Annotated in this window: 16 protein-coding genes and 2 tRNA genes; 8 read left to right on the top strand and 10 right to left on the bottom strand. The window is 60.9% G+C overall.

Annotation, left to right across the window (positions count from 1 at the left end; genetic code table 11):
* Positions 1–239: 239 nt before the first annotated feature.
* Positions 240–821, bottom strand: a complete 582-nt coding sequence (locus AXF13_RS00880; RefSeq protein WP_062254652.1) for a hypothetical protein — start codon at positions 819–821, stop codon at positions 240–242.
* Between the two features lie 196 nt (positions 822–1,017).
* Between AXF13_RS00880 and AXF13_RS00875 the strand changes: the two genes are divergently transcribed.
* A complete protein-coding gene (locus tag AXF13_RS00875) occupies positions 1,018–2,424 on the top strand; it encodes a phosphohexomutase domain-containing protein (protein WP_062251282.1) in 1,407 nt (468 codons plus the stop codon).
* Positions 2,425–2,637: 213 nt separating this feature from the next.
* On the opposite strand, the gene AXF13_RS00870 is transcribed toward AXF13_RS00875, so the two are convergent.
* A complete protein-coding gene (locus AXF13_RS00870; protein WP_062251281.1) occupies positions 2,638–3,402 on the bottom strand; it encodes an HpcH/HpaI aldolase family protein in 765 nt (254 codons plus the stop codon).
* Between the two features lie 417 nt (positions 3,403–3,819).
* Positions 3,820–4,791 (bottom strand): tripartite tricarboxylate transporter substrate binding protein, encoded by a 972-nt coding sequence (locus tag AXF13_RS00865; protein WP_062251280.1) that lies wholly within the window; start codon positions 4,789–4,791, stop codon positions 3,820–3,822.
* Positions 4,792–4,976: 185 nt separating this feature from the next.
* On the opposite strand from AXF13_RS00865, the gene AXF13_RS00860 reads away from it, so the two are divergent.
* Entirely contained in the window at positions 4,977–6,878 is a 1,902-nt protein-coding gene (locus AXF13_RS00860; protein WP_062251279.1) for a sigma 54-interacting transcriptional regulator, read from the top strand.
* An 805-nt stretch (positions 6,879–7,683) separates the two neighbouring features.
* Here the strand turns inward: AXF13_RS00860 and AXF13_RS00855 are convergent.
* A complete protein-coding gene (locus tag AXF13_RS00855; RefSeq protein WP_062251278.1) occupies positions 7,684–8,364 on the bottom strand; it encodes a hypothetical protein in 681 nt (226 codons plus the stop codon).
* 23 nt (positions 8,365–8,387) lie between these two features.
* On the opposite strand from AXF13_RS00855, the gene AXF13_RS16345 reads away from it, so the two are divergent.
* Positions 8,388–8,570 carry a hypothetical protein gene (locus AXF13_RS16345; protein ID WP_150116042.1) on the top strand — a complete coding sequence of 61 codons (183 nt, stop codon included), beginning with the start codon at positions 8,388–8,390 and terminating at the stop codon, positions 8,568–8,570.
* 800 nt (positions 8,571–9,370) lie between these two features.
* On the opposite strand, the gene AXF13_RS00850 is transcribed toward AXF13_RS16345, so the two are convergent.
* A complete protein-coding gene (locus AXF13_RS00850; RefSeq protein WP_062251277.1) occupies positions 9,371–9,562 on the bottom strand; it encodes a hypothetical protein in 192 nt (63 codons plus the stop codon).
* Positions 9,563–9,813: 251 nt separating this feature from the next.
* Between AXF13_RS00850 and AXF13_RS00845 the strand changes: the two genes are divergently transcribed.
* The 3 genes from AXF13_RS00845 to AXF13_RS00835 all read left to right on the top strand — a co-directional run bounded on the left by AXF13_RS00845 (position 9,814) and on the right by AXF13_RS00835 (position 12,911).
* Positions 9,814–10,791, top strand: coding sequence for a tripartite tricarboxylate transporter substrate binding protein (locus AXF13_RS00845; protein WP_062251276.1), 978 nt, complete (start codon positions 9,814–9,816; stop codon positions 10,789–10,791).
* Between the two features lie 130 nt (positions 10,792–10,921).
* Positions 10,922–11,389, top strand: a complete 468-nt coding sequence (locus tag AXF13_RS00840) for a tripartite tricarboxylate transporter TctB family protein (RefSeq protein WP_062251275.1) — start codon at positions 10,922–10,924, stop codon at positions 11,387–11,389.
* A gap of 13 nt (positions 11,390–11,402) precedes the next feature.
* Positions 11,403–12,911: a tripartite tricarboxylate transporter permease gene (locus AXF13_RS00835; RefSeq protein ID WP_062251274.1), complete on the top strand. Its 1,509-nt coding sequence runs from the start codon at positions 11,403–11,405 to the stop codon at positions 12,909–12,911.
* 91 nt (positions 12,912–13,002) lie between these two features.
* Here the strand turns inward: AXF13_RS00835 and gmhB are convergent, their stop codons facing one another.
* Both gmhB and AXF13_RS00825 read right to left on the bottom strand, forming a co-directional pair.
* On the bottom strand, positions 13,003–13,566 hold the full coding sequence (gene gmhB, locus AXF13_RS00830; RefSeq protein WP_062251273.1) for a D-glycero-beta-D-manno-heptose 1,7-bisphosphate 7-phosphatase: 564 nt from the start codon (positions 13,564–13,566) through the stop codon (positions 13,003–13,005).
* 55 nt (positions 13,567–13,621) lie between these two features.
* Entirely contained in the window at positions 13,622–14,122 is a 501-nt protein-coding gene (locus tag AXF13_RS00825; RefSeq protein WP_062251272.1) for a (R)-mandelonitrile lyase, read from the bottom strand.
* Between the two features lie 147 nt (positions 14,123–14,269).
* Here AXF13_RS00825 and AXF13_RS16970 point away from each other — a divergent pair, with 147 nt between their 5' ends.
* Both AXF13_RS16970 and AXF13_RS00820 read left to right on the top strand, forming a co-directional pair.
* Positions 14,270–14,443 (top strand): cupin domain-containing protein, encoded by a 174-nt coding sequence (locus AXF13_RS16970; protein WP_190276364.1) that lies wholly within the window; start codon positions 14,270–14,272, stop codon positions 14,441–14,443.
* Positions 14,444–14,667: 224 nt separating this feature from the next.
* A complete protein-coding gene (locus tag AXF13_RS00820) occupies positions 14,668–15,609 on the top strand; it encodes a DMT family transporter (RefSeq protein ID WP_062251271.1) in 942 nt (313 codons plus the stop codon).
* Positions 15,610–15,692: 83 nt separating this feature from the next.
* Here the strand turns inward: AXF13_RS00820 and AXF13_RS00815 are convergent, their stop codons facing one another.
* From AXF13_RS00815 to AXF13_RS00805, 3 genes are all read right to left on the bottom strand, one after another.
* Positions 15,693–16,613: a DUF2333 family protein gene (locus AXF13_RS00815; RefSeq protein WP_062251270.1), complete on the bottom strand. Its 921-nt coding sequence runs from the start codon at positions 16,611–16,613 to the stop codon at positions 15,693–15,695.
* A 199-nt stretch (positions 16,614–16,812) separates the two neighbouring features.
* A tRNA-Pro gene (locus tag AXF13_RS00810) sits at positions 16,813–16,889 on the bottom strand.
* A 44-nt stretch (positions 16,890–16,933) separates the two neighbouring features.
* A tRNA-His gene (locus AXF13_RS00805) sits at positions 16,934–17,009 on the bottom strand.
* Between the last annotated feature and the right edge of the window lie 49 nt (positions 17,010–17,058).

Below are 17,058 nucleotides of genomic sequence, written 5' to 3'. Positions count from 1 at the left end.
CCTACTCAAAAGTGCGAGGTGTGCGCGGCAATAATTTTTCTAAGGTAAGTGTGTACCGGATAGTAATCTGGATATTATTCTTAAGGTAAATTTTTTTATCCAATAAAATTATCTAGTTGGTTGCTTTTTCGAATTCCACCCCCTCCGCCATTTAAAGAAATTTCAGGCTGTTGCACACAATGTGCTGCAGCCTCTTCTTTTATGCCGCTTCTTCCCCCTGTCGGCGACAAACGGCAAACTCATTCAACCGCAGCCCTGACGGCGTTCCTCAATGCGGCATAGTCACACGGCATGACATTGCACAGTGCCGTCAATCTGTTCAGGCATACAGTTTTCTGATTTCCGAAAGTCTTGTCGAGTTTTTCGGTGGCGACGGCATAAAAAGCCCACTGGCTTAGATCCAGAGGATTGATGGTCTTCTGGTCTCTATGCTTCAAGACGCAAAAAACATACACGTCAGCCTGGCGCTTTTTCTCTTCGGCGTATGCTGTTCCATCCCAATAACGCGTTTGCGGAATGTTAAAAGTAATGGTTGAAAACTTTTTTTGCGCCCATGACTGAATATATGCCGAAGTTTTGACCTCAATTCGTATTCCCTCAGGGGAAAGCAGATCAAAACTTTCCCAGGTCGGGCTGGTCTCCATATGGCAGCCGATAGCCGTCGCCACTATATATTCGGCCAGTTTTCCCCGCTCCGTATTGCCGACGAGATCGGAAAAGGCCCAGGCCCAAAAATCTTGAAGGGTACGCTTTGGTTCCAAGCCCACAAAGGATTCCTTGCCGTCTTTGCGTCTGACTTCCATCGCAGGAAACTGAGACATAACATCACCTATGGGTACGCGGGGTTTGGGCTCAACGTCCGGCGACAATCCGCCGCTTGAGCAAATGGGCTCATACATTTCCGTAACATGCCCGTCGTGTATGGTGAAGTCCGAACTTCGCCCAGGCCCCGCCCTTGACATCGCCGCCCTCTTCCACAAGCATGCGGGAAAAACCGCCACTGCTTGCGAGGACGCCATGACCTACGATCTTTCCTGCTTCAAAGCCTATGACATCCGGGGCCGCGTGCCGGACGCTCTCAATCCCGATCTGGCCCGTGCCCTGGGCCGGGCCGTGGCGGACGTGCTGGGCGCGCGTTCCGTGGTGCTGGGGCGCGACGCCCGTCTGTCCGGACCGGAGCTGCGCGACGCCCTGGCCCAGGGGCTGCTGGCAGCCGGGGCGCGGGTCACGGATCTGGGCCTCTGCGGTACGGAAGAAATCTACTACGCCGCCGCCAACCAGCCTTTTGACGCCGGGATCATGATCACCGGCAGCCACAACCCGGCGGACGAAAACGGCTTCAAGCTGGTCCGCGCCGGGGCCGTGCCGATAAGCGGGGATTCCGGACTGTACGAGCTCAGGGAGCGCGTGGCCCGGCTGCTTGAAACGCAAGCTCCGCGGAATGCGCCCGCGCCGGGCGCGCTTTCCAACGTGCGCCCGGCCTGTTTCAGGCCGGACTATCTGAACTGGCTGCTGGACTACAGCGGCGCGCGGGATGCGGCAGACTCGGGCAGGCCTTTAAAAATCGCGGCCGACGCGGGCAACGGCTGTGCCGGGCTGGTGCTGCGCGAGCTGGCCCCGTCCCTGCCCTTTGACTTTGTCTGCCGCCAGATGGAACCGGACGGGCATTTCCCCAACGGCGTGCCCAATCCCCTTTTGCCGGAAAAACGCCAGGCCACGGCCGAAGCGGTACGCCGGGCCGGTGCGGACCTGGGCATTGCCTGGGACGGGGATTTCGACCGCTGCTTCTTTTACGACAGCGAGGGCCGCTTCATTGAGGGCTATTATCTGATCGGCCTGCTGGCCGGGGAACTGCTGCGGCGCTTTCCGGGCGGCAAGGTCATCCATGACACGCGGGTCTACTGGAACACGCGCGAAATGGTTCTGGCCGCCGGAGGCACGCCGATCATGGGCAAGACCGGCCACGCCTTCATGAAGGAACGCATGCGCGCCGAAGACGCGGTTTACGGCGGCGAAATGAGCGCCCACCACTATTTCCGGGATTTCGCCTACTGCGATTCGGGCATGCTGCCCTGGCTGCTCATCGCCGCGTTGCTCAGCCGCTCCGGCGCATCCCTGGCCGAACTGGTCAGCGAGCGTATGGCCGCCTATCCCTGCAGCGGCGAAATCAACCGGCGGGTGGCCGACGCGCCCCGGCTGATGCAAACACTCCGCGACCGCTATGCGGATGCGGCCCTGCACGAGGACCGCCTGGACGGCGTCAATCTGGAGTTCGCGGACTGGCGCTTCAACCTGCGCATGTCCAACACCGAACCCCTGCTGCGCCTGAATGTGGAAAGCCGCGCCAATCCCGCCCTGCTGGAGGACAAGACCAGCGAGCTGCTGGGCCTGCTGGACGCGGAGGAAGGCACGACCCCGGCCTGAGCCGGGGGGCCTTCAGAGCGTTGACAACGGCAACGCGACCCAAAATCAGGAGCAGGTCACGGCTCTGCCGTGCCGTTACGCGACTGGTTTTTGTGCCTTTCCGCCCGGCGCGTTTTTCTGAAAACGAGCCGGTGGCGGCGCAAACACCGCACAAGCGGGATTTGTCATCCGTCTGGCGGCACGCCCCCGGCCTGAGCCGGGGTCGGGTCCCGCTTATTTTTCGGAAGCCCAGAGGCTTTTCAGGTTGTCGGCCAGGGCTTGCGCCAGCAACGCGGCATCCGAACCCACGCCGATAAAGGTGTAGCCCATTTCCCGCACGGCCGGGGCCAGGTCCGGCGTGGGCAGCAAGATGCCCGCGGCCTTGCCGTGCCCGCGCGCCGCGTCGGCAATGCCCCGCAGCGCCGCCATAAAGCGCGGGTCCGCGAACGTCTCGGGCAGCTCCAGGCTTGCGCCCAGGTCCGCCGGTTCCACAAAAAGCACATCCACGCCCCGCACGGCCGCGATGGCCGCGCACTGCTCCACGGCTTCCGGGCTTTCGATCTGCATGACGCCCAAAAGCCCCCGCTGGGCGCAGGCGGCATAGCGCCTGAATTCCCGCCCGTAATCCGAGGCCCGCACGGCCTGTCCCACGCCGCGCACGCCGTACGGCGGGTACTGCATGAAGGAAACGGCCTCTTCCGCCCGGGCCGCGTTGTCGATATTGGGGAACATGATGCCCGAGGCCCCCAGATCCAGCGCCCACTTGCACCAGACCCGGTCCGACATGGGCAGGCGCACGACGGGCACGGCGGGAAAAGCCGCCGCGGCCTGCAACTGCGACAGCAAGGTGGCGGGGCTGCCCGGCGCGTGTTCCACATCCAGCAACATCCAGTCATACCCCGCGCCCGCGACGATCTCACCGCAGATGGAAGAAGCCAGACTGCACCAGACGCCATACACGGTCTCCCGGTTCTGCACGCGGGAACGGATATACTTCATACCTTGCCTCCTGCCGACACGCGTCGGCGCATAAAATGTCGATGCTTCGCAAGCCTCGCCGCGGCCTTCGCAGCAACGATGGGCAGTCATAAAACGCGAAATGCGGAAACGTTCCTCATGCCCCGGCAGCACCATCCCGGCGGGTTCGCCGGAAGCCGCGCGGAACGGCGTTCCAAGGGCGGGCAGCGCGCCGGACGGGCCCGGCAGGAGGCTGGAAACAAGCCCCCCGGAGGCCGCATGTTCCCGGCCGCTCTTTCTTCCGTGATCCTCAGGGCGCGACAAAGGCCGGGCGGGACAAAAAACAAAAGAGGGAGGGATTTGAAAATTTGCATCAACCTTATCTCTGGCGGGAAACCGGGACGCGCGCAAAAAAGCATGCCCACCCCGGCCGATAAAACAGTCAAAGCCGTCACGCCGCTACCGGGTGATAAATTTGGCGACAGCGGCGGTGTTTTCTTCGTCTTTCGCAAAAACTTCGGCCCAGTCAGCCGCGTCCAGGAAGCGACCCCGAGCCATCTGCTGTGTTGCGAAGGTCTGAAATTCTTCACTTTCCACGGCCTGTTGCAAAGCATGGGCCAAAATGTTTCTGATTTTCTCGGGGGTGCCCCGGGGGGCAAAAACGCCGTTATGCAGAATCAGGGTATTTTTCAGGCCCAGGTCGGCGGCGTAGCACGGAACCCTGATGCCGGGCAGCTTGTCGTCGCCCATGACCAGCAGCACCCGCTGCTCTCCCGCTATGACAAAGCGGGCCATATCGGCATTGGGCACGGCGCGCATGTCCACACGCCCGCCCATCAGGGCGGCCGCCGTCTCGCAGGCCCCGTCAAAGGGCATGATCTCCACCTTGTCCTGGATGCCGGCACGTGCCAGCACGTCCAGCAGGGCCAGGTGCGCCACGCCGTCCAAACCCGGAATGGCGATGTGGTACTTGCCGGGTTCTTTTTTCACCGCTTCGATGAATTCCGAAATCGTCCTGAAGCGCGAATCCAGATTGACCACCAGGGAATTGGACATCTCAAGGGCCTGGCCGATCATCTCGAAATCGTGCCAGCTCATGGAAATTTGCCCCAGGGCCTTCATGGTCACAAAGGCCGAATGGTGCAGCAGCAGGGTGTAGCCGTCGGGATCGGCCCGCATGGCGGCGCGCAAGCCTTCCTCGGTGTTGGCTCCGGGAATGTTCACCACAACCACCGGCTGGGGCAGCAGCTTCTTGTCCCGGATGATTTCGACCAGTTTGCGGGCGGTCAGGTCGCTCTGGCCCCCGGTTTTGTATGGGACGACCAAACTGATTTCCCTGTCGGGATATGCCGCCGGGGCCGCCAGAGCGGGCCCCCCAACCAGAAACAGCCCGAAAATGCAGCCCAGGAACGCGCCGATGCGTGTGCTCATGCCGACTCCAAAGAATAAGGGGGAAATGCCCCGTGCCGATCTGAAATGCCCCTACTATAGCAAGATACGCACCATAATAAGACATGCTATAAATACAAGGCGATCTGTATACTTTTTTCCGCAAATTCGTTGCACGCAACGCAAATAGACGCTACATGCAACAGTGCAACACAGAGGAGATCGCCATGCCCGATCCAGCGCCGCGCATCTTTTTCGCCGCGCCCGACGAAAGCCTGATCCAGGCTTTTTACCAGGCCATTCCCAAGGACGAGCATAACATCTTGGCCATGAGCGTCCTGGACCAATCCGCCGCCAATGTTGTTGAATATGCCAGAACTTCCTCCATTGAAGTGATCATCAGCCGGGGCGGCATAGCCGAACTTCTGCGCAAAGCCCAGAAACGCGGTCCAAGCGCCATTCCCATTGTCCAGATCCAGGTGACGCCTTTCGACATCATTGACGCCATGCGCGAGGCGCAGAAAATTTCCCGTAACATGGCCTTCATCGCCTATGCCAACATGCTGGAAGGCGCTAAAAAGCTCATGGATCTCTTTGACCTGGACCTGCGTTTCGTCGCCCTGTCCTCACCCAGGGATTGTCTGGAAGCCATTTTCACGGCCCTGGAACACAAGACGGAAGTGATCGTGGGCGGCGCGCAGGTGGTGAAAGTATGCCGGGAAAACAGCATCCCCGCCGTCTTGCTCAATACCAACCAGGAAAGCCTGCGCCAGGCCTGCGATGGGGCCCTGCGGATTATTGAGGCGCGCGACGATTCCCGGCGGGAAACGCGCCGCATGGCGGCCATCCTGGACCAACTGGACCAGGGCCTGATAGCCTTGGACGGCGACGGGCATGTGCTCTACAGCAACGCGCCGGCGGATCGCCTAGCCGGTGTGGGCAAGAAGCAGCTTCTGGGGCTCGGCATGCAGCAGATTCCCCTTTTCCAGCGCCACTTCACATCCTCTTTTTTTCTGAACGGCACGGGCAAGACCGTGTTCGCCTGCGGCGACAGCAAGCGGGAATGCGTGGCCCGCTGGCAAAGGGTCGAACCGGAAACCTTCGGCATCAACGGGCTCATCAGCCTGGACGTCGGACGGGAAGTTTCGGCCCGGCCCCAGACGGAACGCGGGGACCGGGGACACAGCTCCCGTTTTTGCTTTGAGGATATTGTGGGCGCGAGCATTGCGCTGGAAAAGGCCAAGGCCAAAGCCCGCCAATACGCCCAGGCCGACGCCGCCATACTTCTGCATGGACAGACCGGCGTGGGCAAGGAGCTGTTTGCCCATGCCATTCACAATGCCAGCCCCCGCCGGGACGAGCCTTTCGTGGCCGTCAACCTGGCGGCCCTGCCGGCCACGCTGATGGAAAGCGAGCTCTTCGGCTACGTGCGCGGCGCGTTCACCGACGCCCGGCGCGGCGGCAAGCAGGGCGTCTTTGAATACGCGGGCAAGGGCACCGTCTTTCTGGATGAAATCGGGGAAATCCCCCTGGAAATGCAAAGCCGCCTGCTGCGCGTGCTCCAGGACGGAGACTTCATGCGCCTGGGCGACGACAGGCTCGTCAAGGCCCGCTGCCGGATCATTTCAGCCACCAACAAGGAACTGGAAGAGGCGGTGCGACAGGGGACATTTCGCCAGGATCTCTATTACCGGCTGAACATTCTGCGCCTGAACATCCCCAGCCTGCGGGAACGCCGGGGCGACATCCGGGATCTGGCCCGGATTTTTCTTGAAAAGTTCTGCGCCAAATACGGCAAAGTTTCGGGCAAGATCACGCCCGAGGCCCTGAAAATCCTGCTGGAGCGGAAGTGGGACGGCAACATCCGCGAATTGCAGGCCGTCATTGAGCGCTATGTGGTGCTCTGCGCGGAGGGGCATGTGCATCTGGAGGAACCAGGCCTGCGCGACATTCTGGAAGAAGGGCGGCAGGCCGGGCAGGCGGCGGGACAAGCCCGGCGCGCGCCCAGCGACGAGGAAGTCAGGCTGGCCCTGGAGGCACACCGCCACAACATCCTTGAGGCGGCCGCCGCCCTGGGCATCCACCGCACCACGCTCTGGCGGCGGCTGAAACGCGCGCGCCGGACCTGAGCGCGCCGGTGCACCGGGCGATTCTCATTGGCCGTGGGCATGCATCGCGACAAGCCGAAATCAACGTCGTAAGGGATGGCCGTATCCGTCCACGGCGAGCTTTTTGCCCTCCGCCGCCTCCGGCCCGGAACAGACCTGTTCCTTGTCGTCACAGTCCCGCGACTCTTGCATAAAAAGTACTTGTCGCATTTCGTATCGTGTCCCCCGGCTGAGCTCCCAGAGCCGCCTATTCCCTCCATGCCCCCGAGAAACAGTTCTCGCGGATCAGGCGCGGCCGGCCCCACAAGCACGAACGGTTCCGGGTACGCGCGGGGCTGACGGCAAAGCGTTGCCGGGCGCTGAAAATGCCGATATAAGGAACGGGCACGGTCACCCTTCCAAACTCTAACGCCTGGGCACGGCGCTAGCAGCAAAGGAGAGTATCACCATGCGAAAGCTGGTTTTCGCCGCGTTCATCGCGTTGATACTGGTCCTGCTGCTGGCCTCCAAGGCTAGCTAACAGCTGACCCCGTATCTGACGCGAACAGATACGGGGTCTGAAACTGGCCCTTCGGCAGATGACCGTGCAAGGCGCTATGCGCCGTGCTCACCCCGGTTCCTGCGCTAACAGGGGCCGGGGTTCTCTTTTCAGATAATGCTTCCATGCTAGTTTGGCAAGCATCAGGGGCGGGCGCGGACCAGGTAGCGCGGTTTGATTCACCGGGCGGATTTTGAAATAGGGATATTCGTCTTTTGAAGAATGAAAACCCCCTTGAAGCGCGCGGCTTCAAGGGGTTCCGTATTTCAGTCCGCAATAAGGAATCTTTTATGGTGTTTTCGGCATTTCGCCATACAGCAGCAACAGCTGAAGCGCCCCCAGCAGCTCGTGGTGCAATTTTTCCAGAGCCGCGTCCTTGGCCTTGTCCTCAACAATTTTATTGGTGGCGGGATTCACCACATAGGGTTCACCTAAGATGTCGGCCATTTCGTACATGTAATAGGTATAGTCTCCATAAGGCCGCTTGAAATCCAGCCCCTGAACCGGCCAGAAATCCTCATCGCCGTCATCCGGACGATTTTCCCATATGATCCCTTGTTGCAGCAGCTTCAGATGCCTGACCGTCAGGGTAAACTTTCCTCGCGCGTCCATACCGTAAACAGGGTCGCCAAAGGCTTCGCGGAACTCCTCTGGAATAGTGTATTCCCCAGGAGTCAGGCGGGCGTTGGTAATGAACGTCGGCAAAAGGACACACAACCGGCGCAGTTTGACCGTCGCTTTCTGTGGGGGCAGGCCGGTCAGCCGGGCTGCGGTTTTTACGGCGTCAGCCTTGCCGAAAATGGCTTCAGGATCCACCACGGGGCCACCGGCTTCTATCGGTGCCCACAGCACATGCATATGGCGGATCAGGGCCATGTCTCCGGCATCAAAAGATTCAGAACCGGCTTGCGCCGTGGAAGGGAAGCAGAAGCTGAGCAGGATCGCGGCGGCAAGGGCAAGGCCGTGCATAGCTTTTCCTCACGGTAAAAATAGTGCTGCGTAACCCCGGCAATGCCGGGCAGATCAAAGGAGACAGCCCGATAACCCAGAGAAAAAATATTGAATTGACGCCGGAAGAGCAAGCGGAACTTGCCGAAAAATTGCCCGCCCTGTTGGAAGTCATTGCAAAGGGCGATCGTCTTTCCGGCCCATGTTATTGCCGGGTTCTATTCTAACATCCACGACATACGAGCCATCCTCGTCTTGAATATGTCCTCGCGCTCCACTTCCAAGGCAGATTTGAATTGATACGATATGATCGTGTGCACCTGCCACGTCATTTTGCCGGACGCCCAAGGCTGCGGGTTTCCCCGTGTCCGCGCAGGAAAAGCCCGCGTAAATCGGGCGTCCGGTCGCCCATAGGTGCAAACAGCTCTGGGTAGGCGGCACCGGCGGAGCTTTGCCCGCCGTAAGGCTGAAATTTCAAGCTTGGTCTGCCCTGGAAAAGAGGGGCGGCCACCGGGGTCAACCGGCGGCCGCAAAGAGGGGGATGTTCCGATGGTTAGAGGATTCTATTCAACGGAGGAGGTTTTTCGGGGGAATCCGCGTCGCCCTGATGGGGGCTGGGACGGCACGGAAATTTGTTTTATTTTTTCGTATATATTAACCGCCCGTCGGCGGATATTTCGTTTACTCGGCGCTCGGTGTTTCGGACGCCGTTGCCTTTACTTATAGCAATGCTCGTGCCAAAGTTGGATAATACAGCCAATATCTTATAATTCAATAGAATTTTGTATGGAAACTCGAAATGAGGGCGTATATTTTTTATGCAGGTCTGCTCCATGCCTGCATAAAATTTACACAGATGGCTATATTTCACACAGGGAAAGCCTGTACCCACGTGGAGGAAAGTAGGCCTCTGTGAGTGAGCATTCCAGGGGCCTCATGCGGCACCCGCTTTGCCAGTTTGCGCCGTGCCGTCGCCGCTCAGCGCCTCTTTCTCAAGGCACTCTCTGGTCCAGGATGCCCCCTCCCCTCACCACCAGGGGTCTTCCAGGCCGTCCGCCCCGAAACGCATGGGCTCCGGTCCGGAAAGAATTTTCACCCGCTCAAGAGCCGCCAGTTCCGGCAGAAGCGCCTCCGAGGCATAGCCCCGGTCAAGATGCAGGGTGTCGGGGATGCGCAAAAAACGGAACCGGGCCGGATTTAGCGCGCAGCATTTTTTCATCCAGGGCTCCACGGCTTGGGGGATTTTTACTCCCGCCGCTCCCGGCTCTTGCGCCTTTTTTGCCAGGAGCGAAAACGGCTCAATTCCCTACGGCTTTTGTGTTGCCTTGCAATATGACGCCAGCGGACGATATTTGCCAATAAATGTATTATAACTTATCCACTTTGAAACGGACCCCTTGCATACTAGGAGAGAACGCACTGTTCCTGGCGCGCTTCGGCGCGCCATGTCCTCACTTCAAGGAAGATGTTATGAAATACGCACTGATCTGTGGGGCGATTCTGGTGACAAGCGTCTTGCTGGGTTCCAACGCGCGGGCCGCCACGGCTTTTCCCCAAAAGGAAATCACCATCATCGTGCCCTATTCCACAGGCGGCGAAAGCGACATGACGGCGCGCAAGATCGCGGAAATCGCGGGCAAATTGCAAATTTTTTCCCAGCCGATCGTTGTGGTCAACATGCCCAGCGCCAATACCCGCGACGCCCTGCGCCATGTGGCGGGCAGCAAGCCCGACGGGCACACCCTGCTTTTACACCATACGGCATTCCTGGGTACATACTTCCTGGGCACTGTGCCCTATTCCTACAAAGATTTCGCCATGATCGGCCAATCGCTGATCACGCCCAACTGCCTCATCGCCCGTGCGGACGCGCCATGGAAAAACGGCACGGAACTGCTGGCCGCCGCGGCCCAAAGCGACAGGCCCATTGTGGCGGGTACTTCCAGCGTCGGCGGCTATGGGCACACCATTTTTGAATTTTTTATGAACGCCACCAAGAGCCGCGACAAGTTCAAGATCATCTTCTTCGGCAGCACCCCGGAAACGTCCACGGCTCTGCTGGGAGGCAAGATCGACATTCGGATCCAGCCCACGGGCGGCGCCATGAACGCGATCAAAGCCGGGGACAGCAAGATCCTGATCCTGCTGACCGAAAAGGGCATGCCCCAGTTCCCGGGCGTGGAAACTCTGGGTTCTCTGGGCATCACCAACATACACATACAGCGCCAGGGGCTCTGGGCGCCCAAGGACACGCCGCCCGCTGTGCTGGACCAGTTGGGCGCGGCCCTGGAAAAAATCGTCAATTCGCCGGAATTCCAGGAATTCGCGGCGGGCAAGGCCATGATCGCCGAATTTATTCCCCGCGACCAATGGCTCAAGTACTACCAGGCCGACGAAAAGGTATATGACCAGATAGCCGCTGACATCAAGAAAGCGGCCAAAAAGTAGCTTGTTTCCCCTCCGGCTTCCGGCGTCTTCCCCCCAGGCCGGAAGCCGCACCTTTCTTTCCACGTGGGGGCATGCGGAGGCCGCATGCCCCTACTTTCTCCACCGGTCCATGCCGCGCCGGGAGGTCGCCATGGTTTTTCTCGAACCCTGCATTCTGCTGACAGCCGCCCTGCTCAGCCTGCTCTGCCTCTTTTATCCCACAGAGGGCGCTGGCTTCATAGCCCCGTCGGACTATCTGGGGCCGGACGGCTTCCCCACGGCGGTCTGCGTTCTGCTGCTGACATCCTGCGTCTTGCGCCTGGTTCTCTGGTTCAAGGAACGCAGAACCCTGCTCGGACAGCGGCTGTTCGCCACCACAGAACAGCGCATCCTCTTCGGCAAAACGTTTCTGATGATCCTTCTTTTCATTCTCTCCTTCATCCATGTGGGTTTTTACGCCACCATCCTGGTCTATTTCGCTGTCTTTCCCCTGCTGCTGGAAGGCGTCAAAAAAGTCAGACCGGCGGCCCTGGCCGCGTACGCCGGCGGCCTGGCCTTGACCTGCTGGGTCATTTTCCACTGTTTCAAGATTTATCTGCCCGAACCGCTGCTGTTTTAAGCTGGAGCCCTCTATGAACATCCTAGACGCGCTCTGGGCGGCGCTTGATCCCCTCACATTTCTGCTTGTTTTCCTGGGCACGCTGTTCGGCCTGATTTTCGGCGTGATCCCCGGCCTGACGGCCATTCTGGCCATTGTGCTGCTGATTCCCCTGACCTACGGCATGGACGCCCTGATGGCCATTGCCATGCTGATCGGCGTGTATATCGGCGGCATTTCCGGCGGCCTGGTCACGGCCATCCTGCTGGGCATGCCGGGCACCCCGTCCTCCATCGCCACCACATTCGACGGCTTTCCCCTGGCCCAAAAAGGCGAAGCGGGCAAAGCCCTGGGCGTGGGCATCACCAGCAATCTGGTCGGCTGCATGATCGGCTGGCTGGCGCTGATCCTGCTGGCGCCCTTTTTCGCGCGCATTGCCGTGGCCTTCGGTCCGGTGGAATACGTGGCGGTGATCATCTTCGGCTTCACCACCGTGATCAGCCTGTCCGGCAACACGCCCAGCAAGGGCCTGATCGCCTGCCTGTTGGGCCTGCTCTGCTCAATCATCGGCATGGACCCGTCCACCGGCATGATGCGCAATACCTTCGGCTTCACCGTGCTGGACGGCGGCATTTCATCCATACCGGCCATGATCGGCCTGTTTGTGCTTACCCCGGCTTTTCGGGAAGTGGAGCAGTGTACGCGGAAATACATCATTCCGCGCAGCAATCTGAAAAACATCTCCATGTCCCGGACGGAACTGCGCCAATCGCGCGGCAATTTTCTGCGCTCCGGCATCATCGGCGTGCTTATCGGCATTCTGCCGGGCATCGGCGGCACCCTGGCCAATTTCGTGGCCTACGACCAGGCCAAGAAGCACGCGCCCCGTCCCGATACCTTCGGCACCGGCGACATTCAGGGCATCGTGGCTTCGGAAACAGCCAACAACGCCGTTATCGGCGGCACCCTGATCCCCCTGCTGGTACTCGGCATTCCGGGCGACGCGGTCACCGCCGTTTTGCTGGGGGGGCTTCAGCTCCACGGCATTGAACCGGGGCCCCTGCTGCTGCGCGACAACCCGCAGCTGCTCTACGGCATCTTCGTCTATTTTCTGGTGGCGTCCCTGTTCATGTTTGTGCTGATGTTCGCGGCCGGTGCGCGGATTTTCCCCGTAATTCTGCGGATCAGCAAAACCTGGCTGCTGCCGGTGGTGATCATGGCCAGCCTGGTAGGCTGCTATAACATTTCCTACGCCACACGGGATCTCTGGATCAGCTTCGCCTTCGGGGTCATCGGCTATTTTCTGCAAAAAGCCGGATATCCCCTGGCACCTATGGTCATTTCCCTGGTGCTGGGCCTGATGTTTGAAAAGCAACTGCGTCTGGCCCTCGCCCTCAGCGACGGCAGCCTGCTTCCCTTCCTGCAGTCGCCCTATGCCCTGCTGTTTCTGGCGCTGGCCCTGTTTTCCGTGCTCTGGTCCTGGTGGAAGGCCCGGCGCATGGCGGCCCCGATAAAGGTCGCTCGCGGCGGCCGCACGGACTGAGAGCCGCCGGAAAATTCTTTCGGGCAAGCCGCTGTTGCAAAACCGCCCGGCGCAGGGAACAGCGCCGGGCGGTTTCTTTCAAAAATTTCTTTCAGGAATGTTGTGCCAGAATATGCGCGCAGGCGGCGGGCAGGTCCGGCAGCACAGGCACTTGCGGCAATACCGCCCGCGCTTGCGCCGCCTCATGCTCCCCCCAGCCGGTGCGCAGCAGCACGGCCCGGCACCCGGCGGCCAGTCCGGCCTGAGCGTCGCGCAACCGGTCACCGACCATCCAGGAGGCCGCCAGGTCAATAGCCAGATCGCGGGCGGCGCGCAGCAGAAGGCCGGGCGCGGGTTTGCGGCAGTCGCACGGGCCGGTGGTCTCCGGCAGATGCGGGCAGGAATACCAGGCGTCCGGAGCCGCGCCCAAAGGAGCCAGCCGGGCATCGACCCAGCGCTCCAGGGTGTGCAGCTCCGCCGGGCCGAACATGCCCCGCGCGATGCCCGACTGGTTGCTGGCGACCACCAGCAGCCAACCGGCGGCCTTGAAACGGGCCAGGGCCTCGGGCACGCCGGGCAGCCAGCGCCAGTCTTCCACGCGGTGCACGTAGCCCGTATCCAGATTGAGGGTGCCGTCACGGTCCAGGAAGACCGCGCGACGCAATGCGGTGCTCATGCGCCCATGCTACCCGCCCGGCGGGGCCGGGTAAAGCCCGCCGGGAAAGCCGGTTCTACCTGCTCACGGGACGGCTGTACTCCGCATCGCTGACCTTTTCATGCCACACGGCGTTTTTGCCGTCCTTCACGCCGGTAAGCGCCATGTGGGTCATGGCGACATGGGGCGCGGCACCGTGCCAGTGGCGCACATTCGGGGGGCAACGCACCACGTCCCCGGCCCGGATTTCCACAACCTTGCCGTCAGACGTGCCGGTCAGGCCCACGCCGGAAATCACCACCAGGGTCTGCCCGGCGGGGTGCTCGTGCCAAGCCGAGCGCGCGCCCGGCTCAAAGGTGACATAGGCTCCCGACACATTGGCGGCGGCATTGTCCGGAAACAGGGGATCAATGCGCACAGTGCCCGTGAACCAGGCCTCCGGTCCCTTGGCCGAGGCCTGCGTTCCGGCGCGAACGACGCTCTGCCCGGCGCTGGACGCGGTGTCGGCGGCCAGCGCCGCGCCCACGGACGCCCCGGCCAGCACAAAGGCGAAAAAGGCGATGGCAATACGTTTCATGAGTATACTCCTTTGCGGCGGATTCCGGGAAAAGCTCCCGTTTCTGCAATACTAGCCGCCGGGCGGGCGGGGCGGAATATCCGATCCTCGCAAAAAACTGCCTGATCCTTTCGGCGGCGCGAAGACCCACATCGGCAAGCAATCGCCATGCTTCTTTCCTCCGGCTGCCGGATCTCGGCAATTGAAGAGGCGCGCCCCGGCGATACGGTCTGGTTTACGCCGCATACGTCCATGACGCATATTTCCGTGGCCGAGGAAGAGAACGGCACGGCCGTGGACTGGCAGGAAAAAGTCATTGACGCGCAATATGCCGGATGTTGACCGGCAAGGCCATGCCGCGGGAAAAGCCTTGCCACATTGCCGGATTCGAGCCACCTTGGCGCGACGGAGGCCGACCCCGTCGCTTCCATGTAGTTTCTGGAGCGGATTCGCTTTGAAATTGTGCCGATTTCAAAGCTGAAATGTCCTGGACTGTTGTACGCCATCCCGGCCCGGAGCGCCCGCCGCCCGGTCCGGGATGCCCCTTGAATTCCGGAGAGTCGGGCATGCAGCTCGGAACACAATTGAAGGGCCTTCTTCTGGCCCTGACCACCGCGCTTTTCTGGGGCACGCTGCCCATTGCGCTCAAGCAGGTGGTGACCACGGTGGACCCCATGACCATTGTCTGGCTGCGCTTCAGCACCGGCGCGCTCTGGCTGTGGGTCTGGCTGCCCCGTAGGGACGCCCGACGCCTCCGATTCGGCGTGTACGAAAGGCGCATTATTCTGCTGCTGGGCATCGCGGCCGCCGGGCTGGGCGGCAATTTCGTGCTGTTCAACGCCTCCGTGGCCTATCTGAGCGCGTCCGCCACCCAGATCATCGCCCAGGCCGGACCCATGCTCCTGATGCTGGGCAGCGTCGTGGTGCTGCGGGAGCCGTTGCGCCGCATCCAGGTCAGCGGGGTCGCCACCCTGCTTCTCGGATTCGGACTCTTCTTCAATGAACGTCTGGCTGACCTCCTCCGCTTCCGGGAAGGCTACGGGCTCGGCCTGGCGCTCGGCCTCACGGCCGCCGTGGTCTGGGCCGTTTACGGCGTGACCCAGAAAATTCTGCTGCGCGAAATGGCCCCGCCCCGGATCATGCGGGCGCTCTACACCGTCTGCGCGCTGGCCCTGACCCCCTTTGCCGCGCCGCAGAGCCTCCTGCGCCTGGACGCGCTCCAGATTGTCTGCCTGGCCTACTGCTGCCTGAACACCCTGGTGGCCTACGGGGCGTTCAGCCGGGCCATGGCCTGCTGGCACACGGCCAAGGTCAGTGCGGTCATCACCCTGACGCCCCTGTTCACCCTGGTTTTCGCCAAGCTCTTCCATCTGCTCGGGCCAGCCTTTTTTCCGGCCGACCCGCTGAACTGGCTGAGCTACGGCGGCGCGCTGGTGGTGGTCTGCGGGGCCGGGCTCATTGCCGTGGGCCCGCTGCTGCATCCCCTGGCCTTGTTTCACCACCGCTGAACCGCACGACAAAATGCACAGGGCGCGCAGATCATCCCGGCGATGATCCGCGCGCCCTGTTTGCGTCAGGCAATGGCAGCGCGTCAGATGCGGATGCTGTCGCGGATGTCTTCCAGGCGGGCCTTGGCGAACATCAGATAGGACAGGATCAGCTCGCCGGAGTTGAAGGACGAGGTAATGTAAAGCGGGTCATAGGTGCAGATGCGGTTCAGGCAATCCATGGCGGCGGCCATGTTGCTCTCGTTGTTCTTGGCCCGGATCTCGGGATACAGAACATACAGGGTATTGATGAAGTCCCGCAGCACCAGCGCTATGCCCTGCACTTCGTAGATGCGATTGTCCAGCTCATAGAAAGGCATGTTCTGGGCGTTTTCCAGCAGGCCCAGAGCATAGCCCAGCATGTTCTCGCCCGTGACCGTGACAAAGGAGGCGTACAGGTCGTCGGTGCGGCAATTGTAGACGCCCGTGCCCTTGTCCAGCGAGTCTTTGTACTGTTCCAGCAGCTTGAGGCCCTTTTTGTAGGAGCCCTCGGCCGAGGGGAACATGAAGCTGCGCGGGTCCATGGCAAAGCTGTTGATGCGCGCCTTGTAGAGAAATTCGCTTTCGCGGTCGCTGGAGCCCAGTTTGGCGATCTGGCTGGAATAGAGATCCAGCAGGAATTTTGTGGCGTGATACACGCCGTACTGGCGGTATGCGCGGTTATCCAGCACGAAACGGTTGAAGACGATGTCGTTGAAGCTCCAGCCGAAGGGGGAGTTCAGTTCGTAGCGCAGCTGATGGGTAATGGCGTCCAGCAGGATTTTGCCTTTTTCATTGTCGGAGAGCTGGTCGGCATTCTCCGGCACGGCCACGGGGTCCGGAAAGGTGGTGGTGTCCACCATGGCATAAACGCGCTGCAGGCCCCAGACCACAACCAGAATGCCCACCAGAAGGCAGGCCTGCACGGCCAGGGTTTTCAGCACAACGCGCATTTTCAACACAGTGGGAAGTTCAGGCAGCTTCATGAAAAAATCCTCGCTTGAGAGACGGTGACGTGCGCCGCTCCGGCTGAACGGCATTGCCTTATCAGATAGGACCTATCGGCCCATGCGGAAGGGGGTGGGCCTGAAAAAAACATCGCCCCGGCCTGAAAACCCGGCTTCCGCGCCGGGCGCATCACGACAAAAGGGCCTATCCGCAACGGATAAGCCCTTTCGGCAAATTTGGTCGGAGCGAAAGGATTCGAACCTTCGACCCCCTGCTCCCAAAGCAGGTGCGCTACCAAGCTGCGCCACGCTCCGAATGAAAACCCCGCGTCGTGGCTAACGGACGCGGGGCAAATGTATGGGGCGAAAGATGGGACTTGAACCCACGGCCACCTGGGCCACAACCAGGTGCTCTACCAACTGAGCTACTTCCGCCACAGGGAGATTTCTATACGCGGAGACCGACCGTTTGGCAAGTAATTTT

Origin of the sequence: Desulfovibrio fairfieldensis (genome assembly GCF_001553605.1) — a bacterium.
GTDB classification, from domain to species: Bacteria; Desulfobacterota; Desulfovibrionia; order Desulfovibrionales; family Desulfovibrionaceae; genus Desulfovibrio; species Desulfovibrio fairfieldensis.
This window is presented reverse-complemented; position numbering and strand designations above follow the sequence as displayed.

What these genes read in the sequence shown, in the direction of transcription:
- AXF13_RS00880 (WP_062254652.1), bottom strand. Translation starts at nt 821, where the DNA reads ATGTCTCAGTTTCCTGCGATGGAAGTCAGACGCAAAGACGGCAAGGAA.
- AXF13_RS00875 (WP_062251282.1), top strand. Translation starts at nt 1,018, where the DNA reads ATGACCTACGATCTTTCCTGCTTCAAAGCCTATGACATCCGGGGCCGC.
- AXF13_RS00870 (WP_062251281.1), bottom strand. Translation starts at nt 3,402, where the DNA reads ATGAAGTATATCCGTTCCCGCGTGCAGAACCGGGAGACCGTGTATGGC.
- AXF13_RS00865 (WP_062251280.1), bottom strand. Translation starts at nt 4,791, where the DNA reads ATGAGCACACGCATCGGCGCGTTCCTGGGCTGCATTTTCGGGCTGTTT.
- AXF13_RS00860 (WP_062251279.1), top strand. Translation starts at nt 4,977, where the DNA reads ATGCCCGATCCAGCGCCGCGCATCTTTTTCGCCGCGCCCGACGAAAGC.
- AXF13_RS00855 (WP_062251278.1), bottom strand. Translation starts at nt 8,364, where the DNA reads ATGCACGGCCTTGCCCTTGCCGCCGCGATCCTGCTCAGCTTCTGCTTC.
- AXF13_RS00850 (WP_062251277.1), bottom strand. Translation starts at nt 9,562, where the DNA reads ATGAAAAAATGCTGCGCGCTAAATCCGGCCCGGTTCCGTTTTTTGCGC.
- AXF13_RS00845 (WP_062251276.1), top strand. Translation starts at nt 9,814, where the DNA reads ATGAAATACGCACTGATCTGTGGGGCGATTCTGGTGACAAGCGTCTTG.
- AXF13_RS00840 (WP_062251275.1), top strand. Translation starts at nt 10,922, where the DNA reads ATGGTTTTTCTCGAACCCTGCATTCTGCTGACAGCCGCCCTGCTCAGC.
- AXF13_RS00835 (WP_062251274.1), top strand. Translation starts at nt 11,403, where the DNA reads ATGAACATCCTAGACGCGCTCTGGGCGGCGCTTGATCCCCTCACATTT.
- gmhB (WP_062251273.1), bottom strand. Translation starts at nt 13,566, where the DNA reads ATGAGCACCGCATTGCGTCGCGCGGTCTTCCTGGACCGTGACGGCACC.
- AXF13_RS00825 (WP_062251272.1), bottom strand. Translation starts at nt 14,122, where the DNA reads ATGAAACGTATTGCCATCGCCTTTTTCGCCTTTGTGCTGGCCGGGGCG.
- AXF13_RS16970 (WP_190276364.1), top strand. Translation starts at nt 14,270, where the DNA reads ATGCTTCTTTCCTCCGGCTGCCGGATCTCGGCAATTGAAGAGGCGCGC.
- AXF13_RS00820 (WP_062251271.1), top strand. Translation starts at nt 14,668, where the DNA reads ATGCAGCTCGGAACACAATTGAAGGGCCTTCTTCTGGCCCTGACCACC.
- AXF13_RS00815 (WP_062251270.1), bottom strand. Translation starts at nt 16,613, where the DNA reads ATGAAGCTGCCTGAACTTCCCACTGTGTTGAAAATGCGCGTTGTGCTG.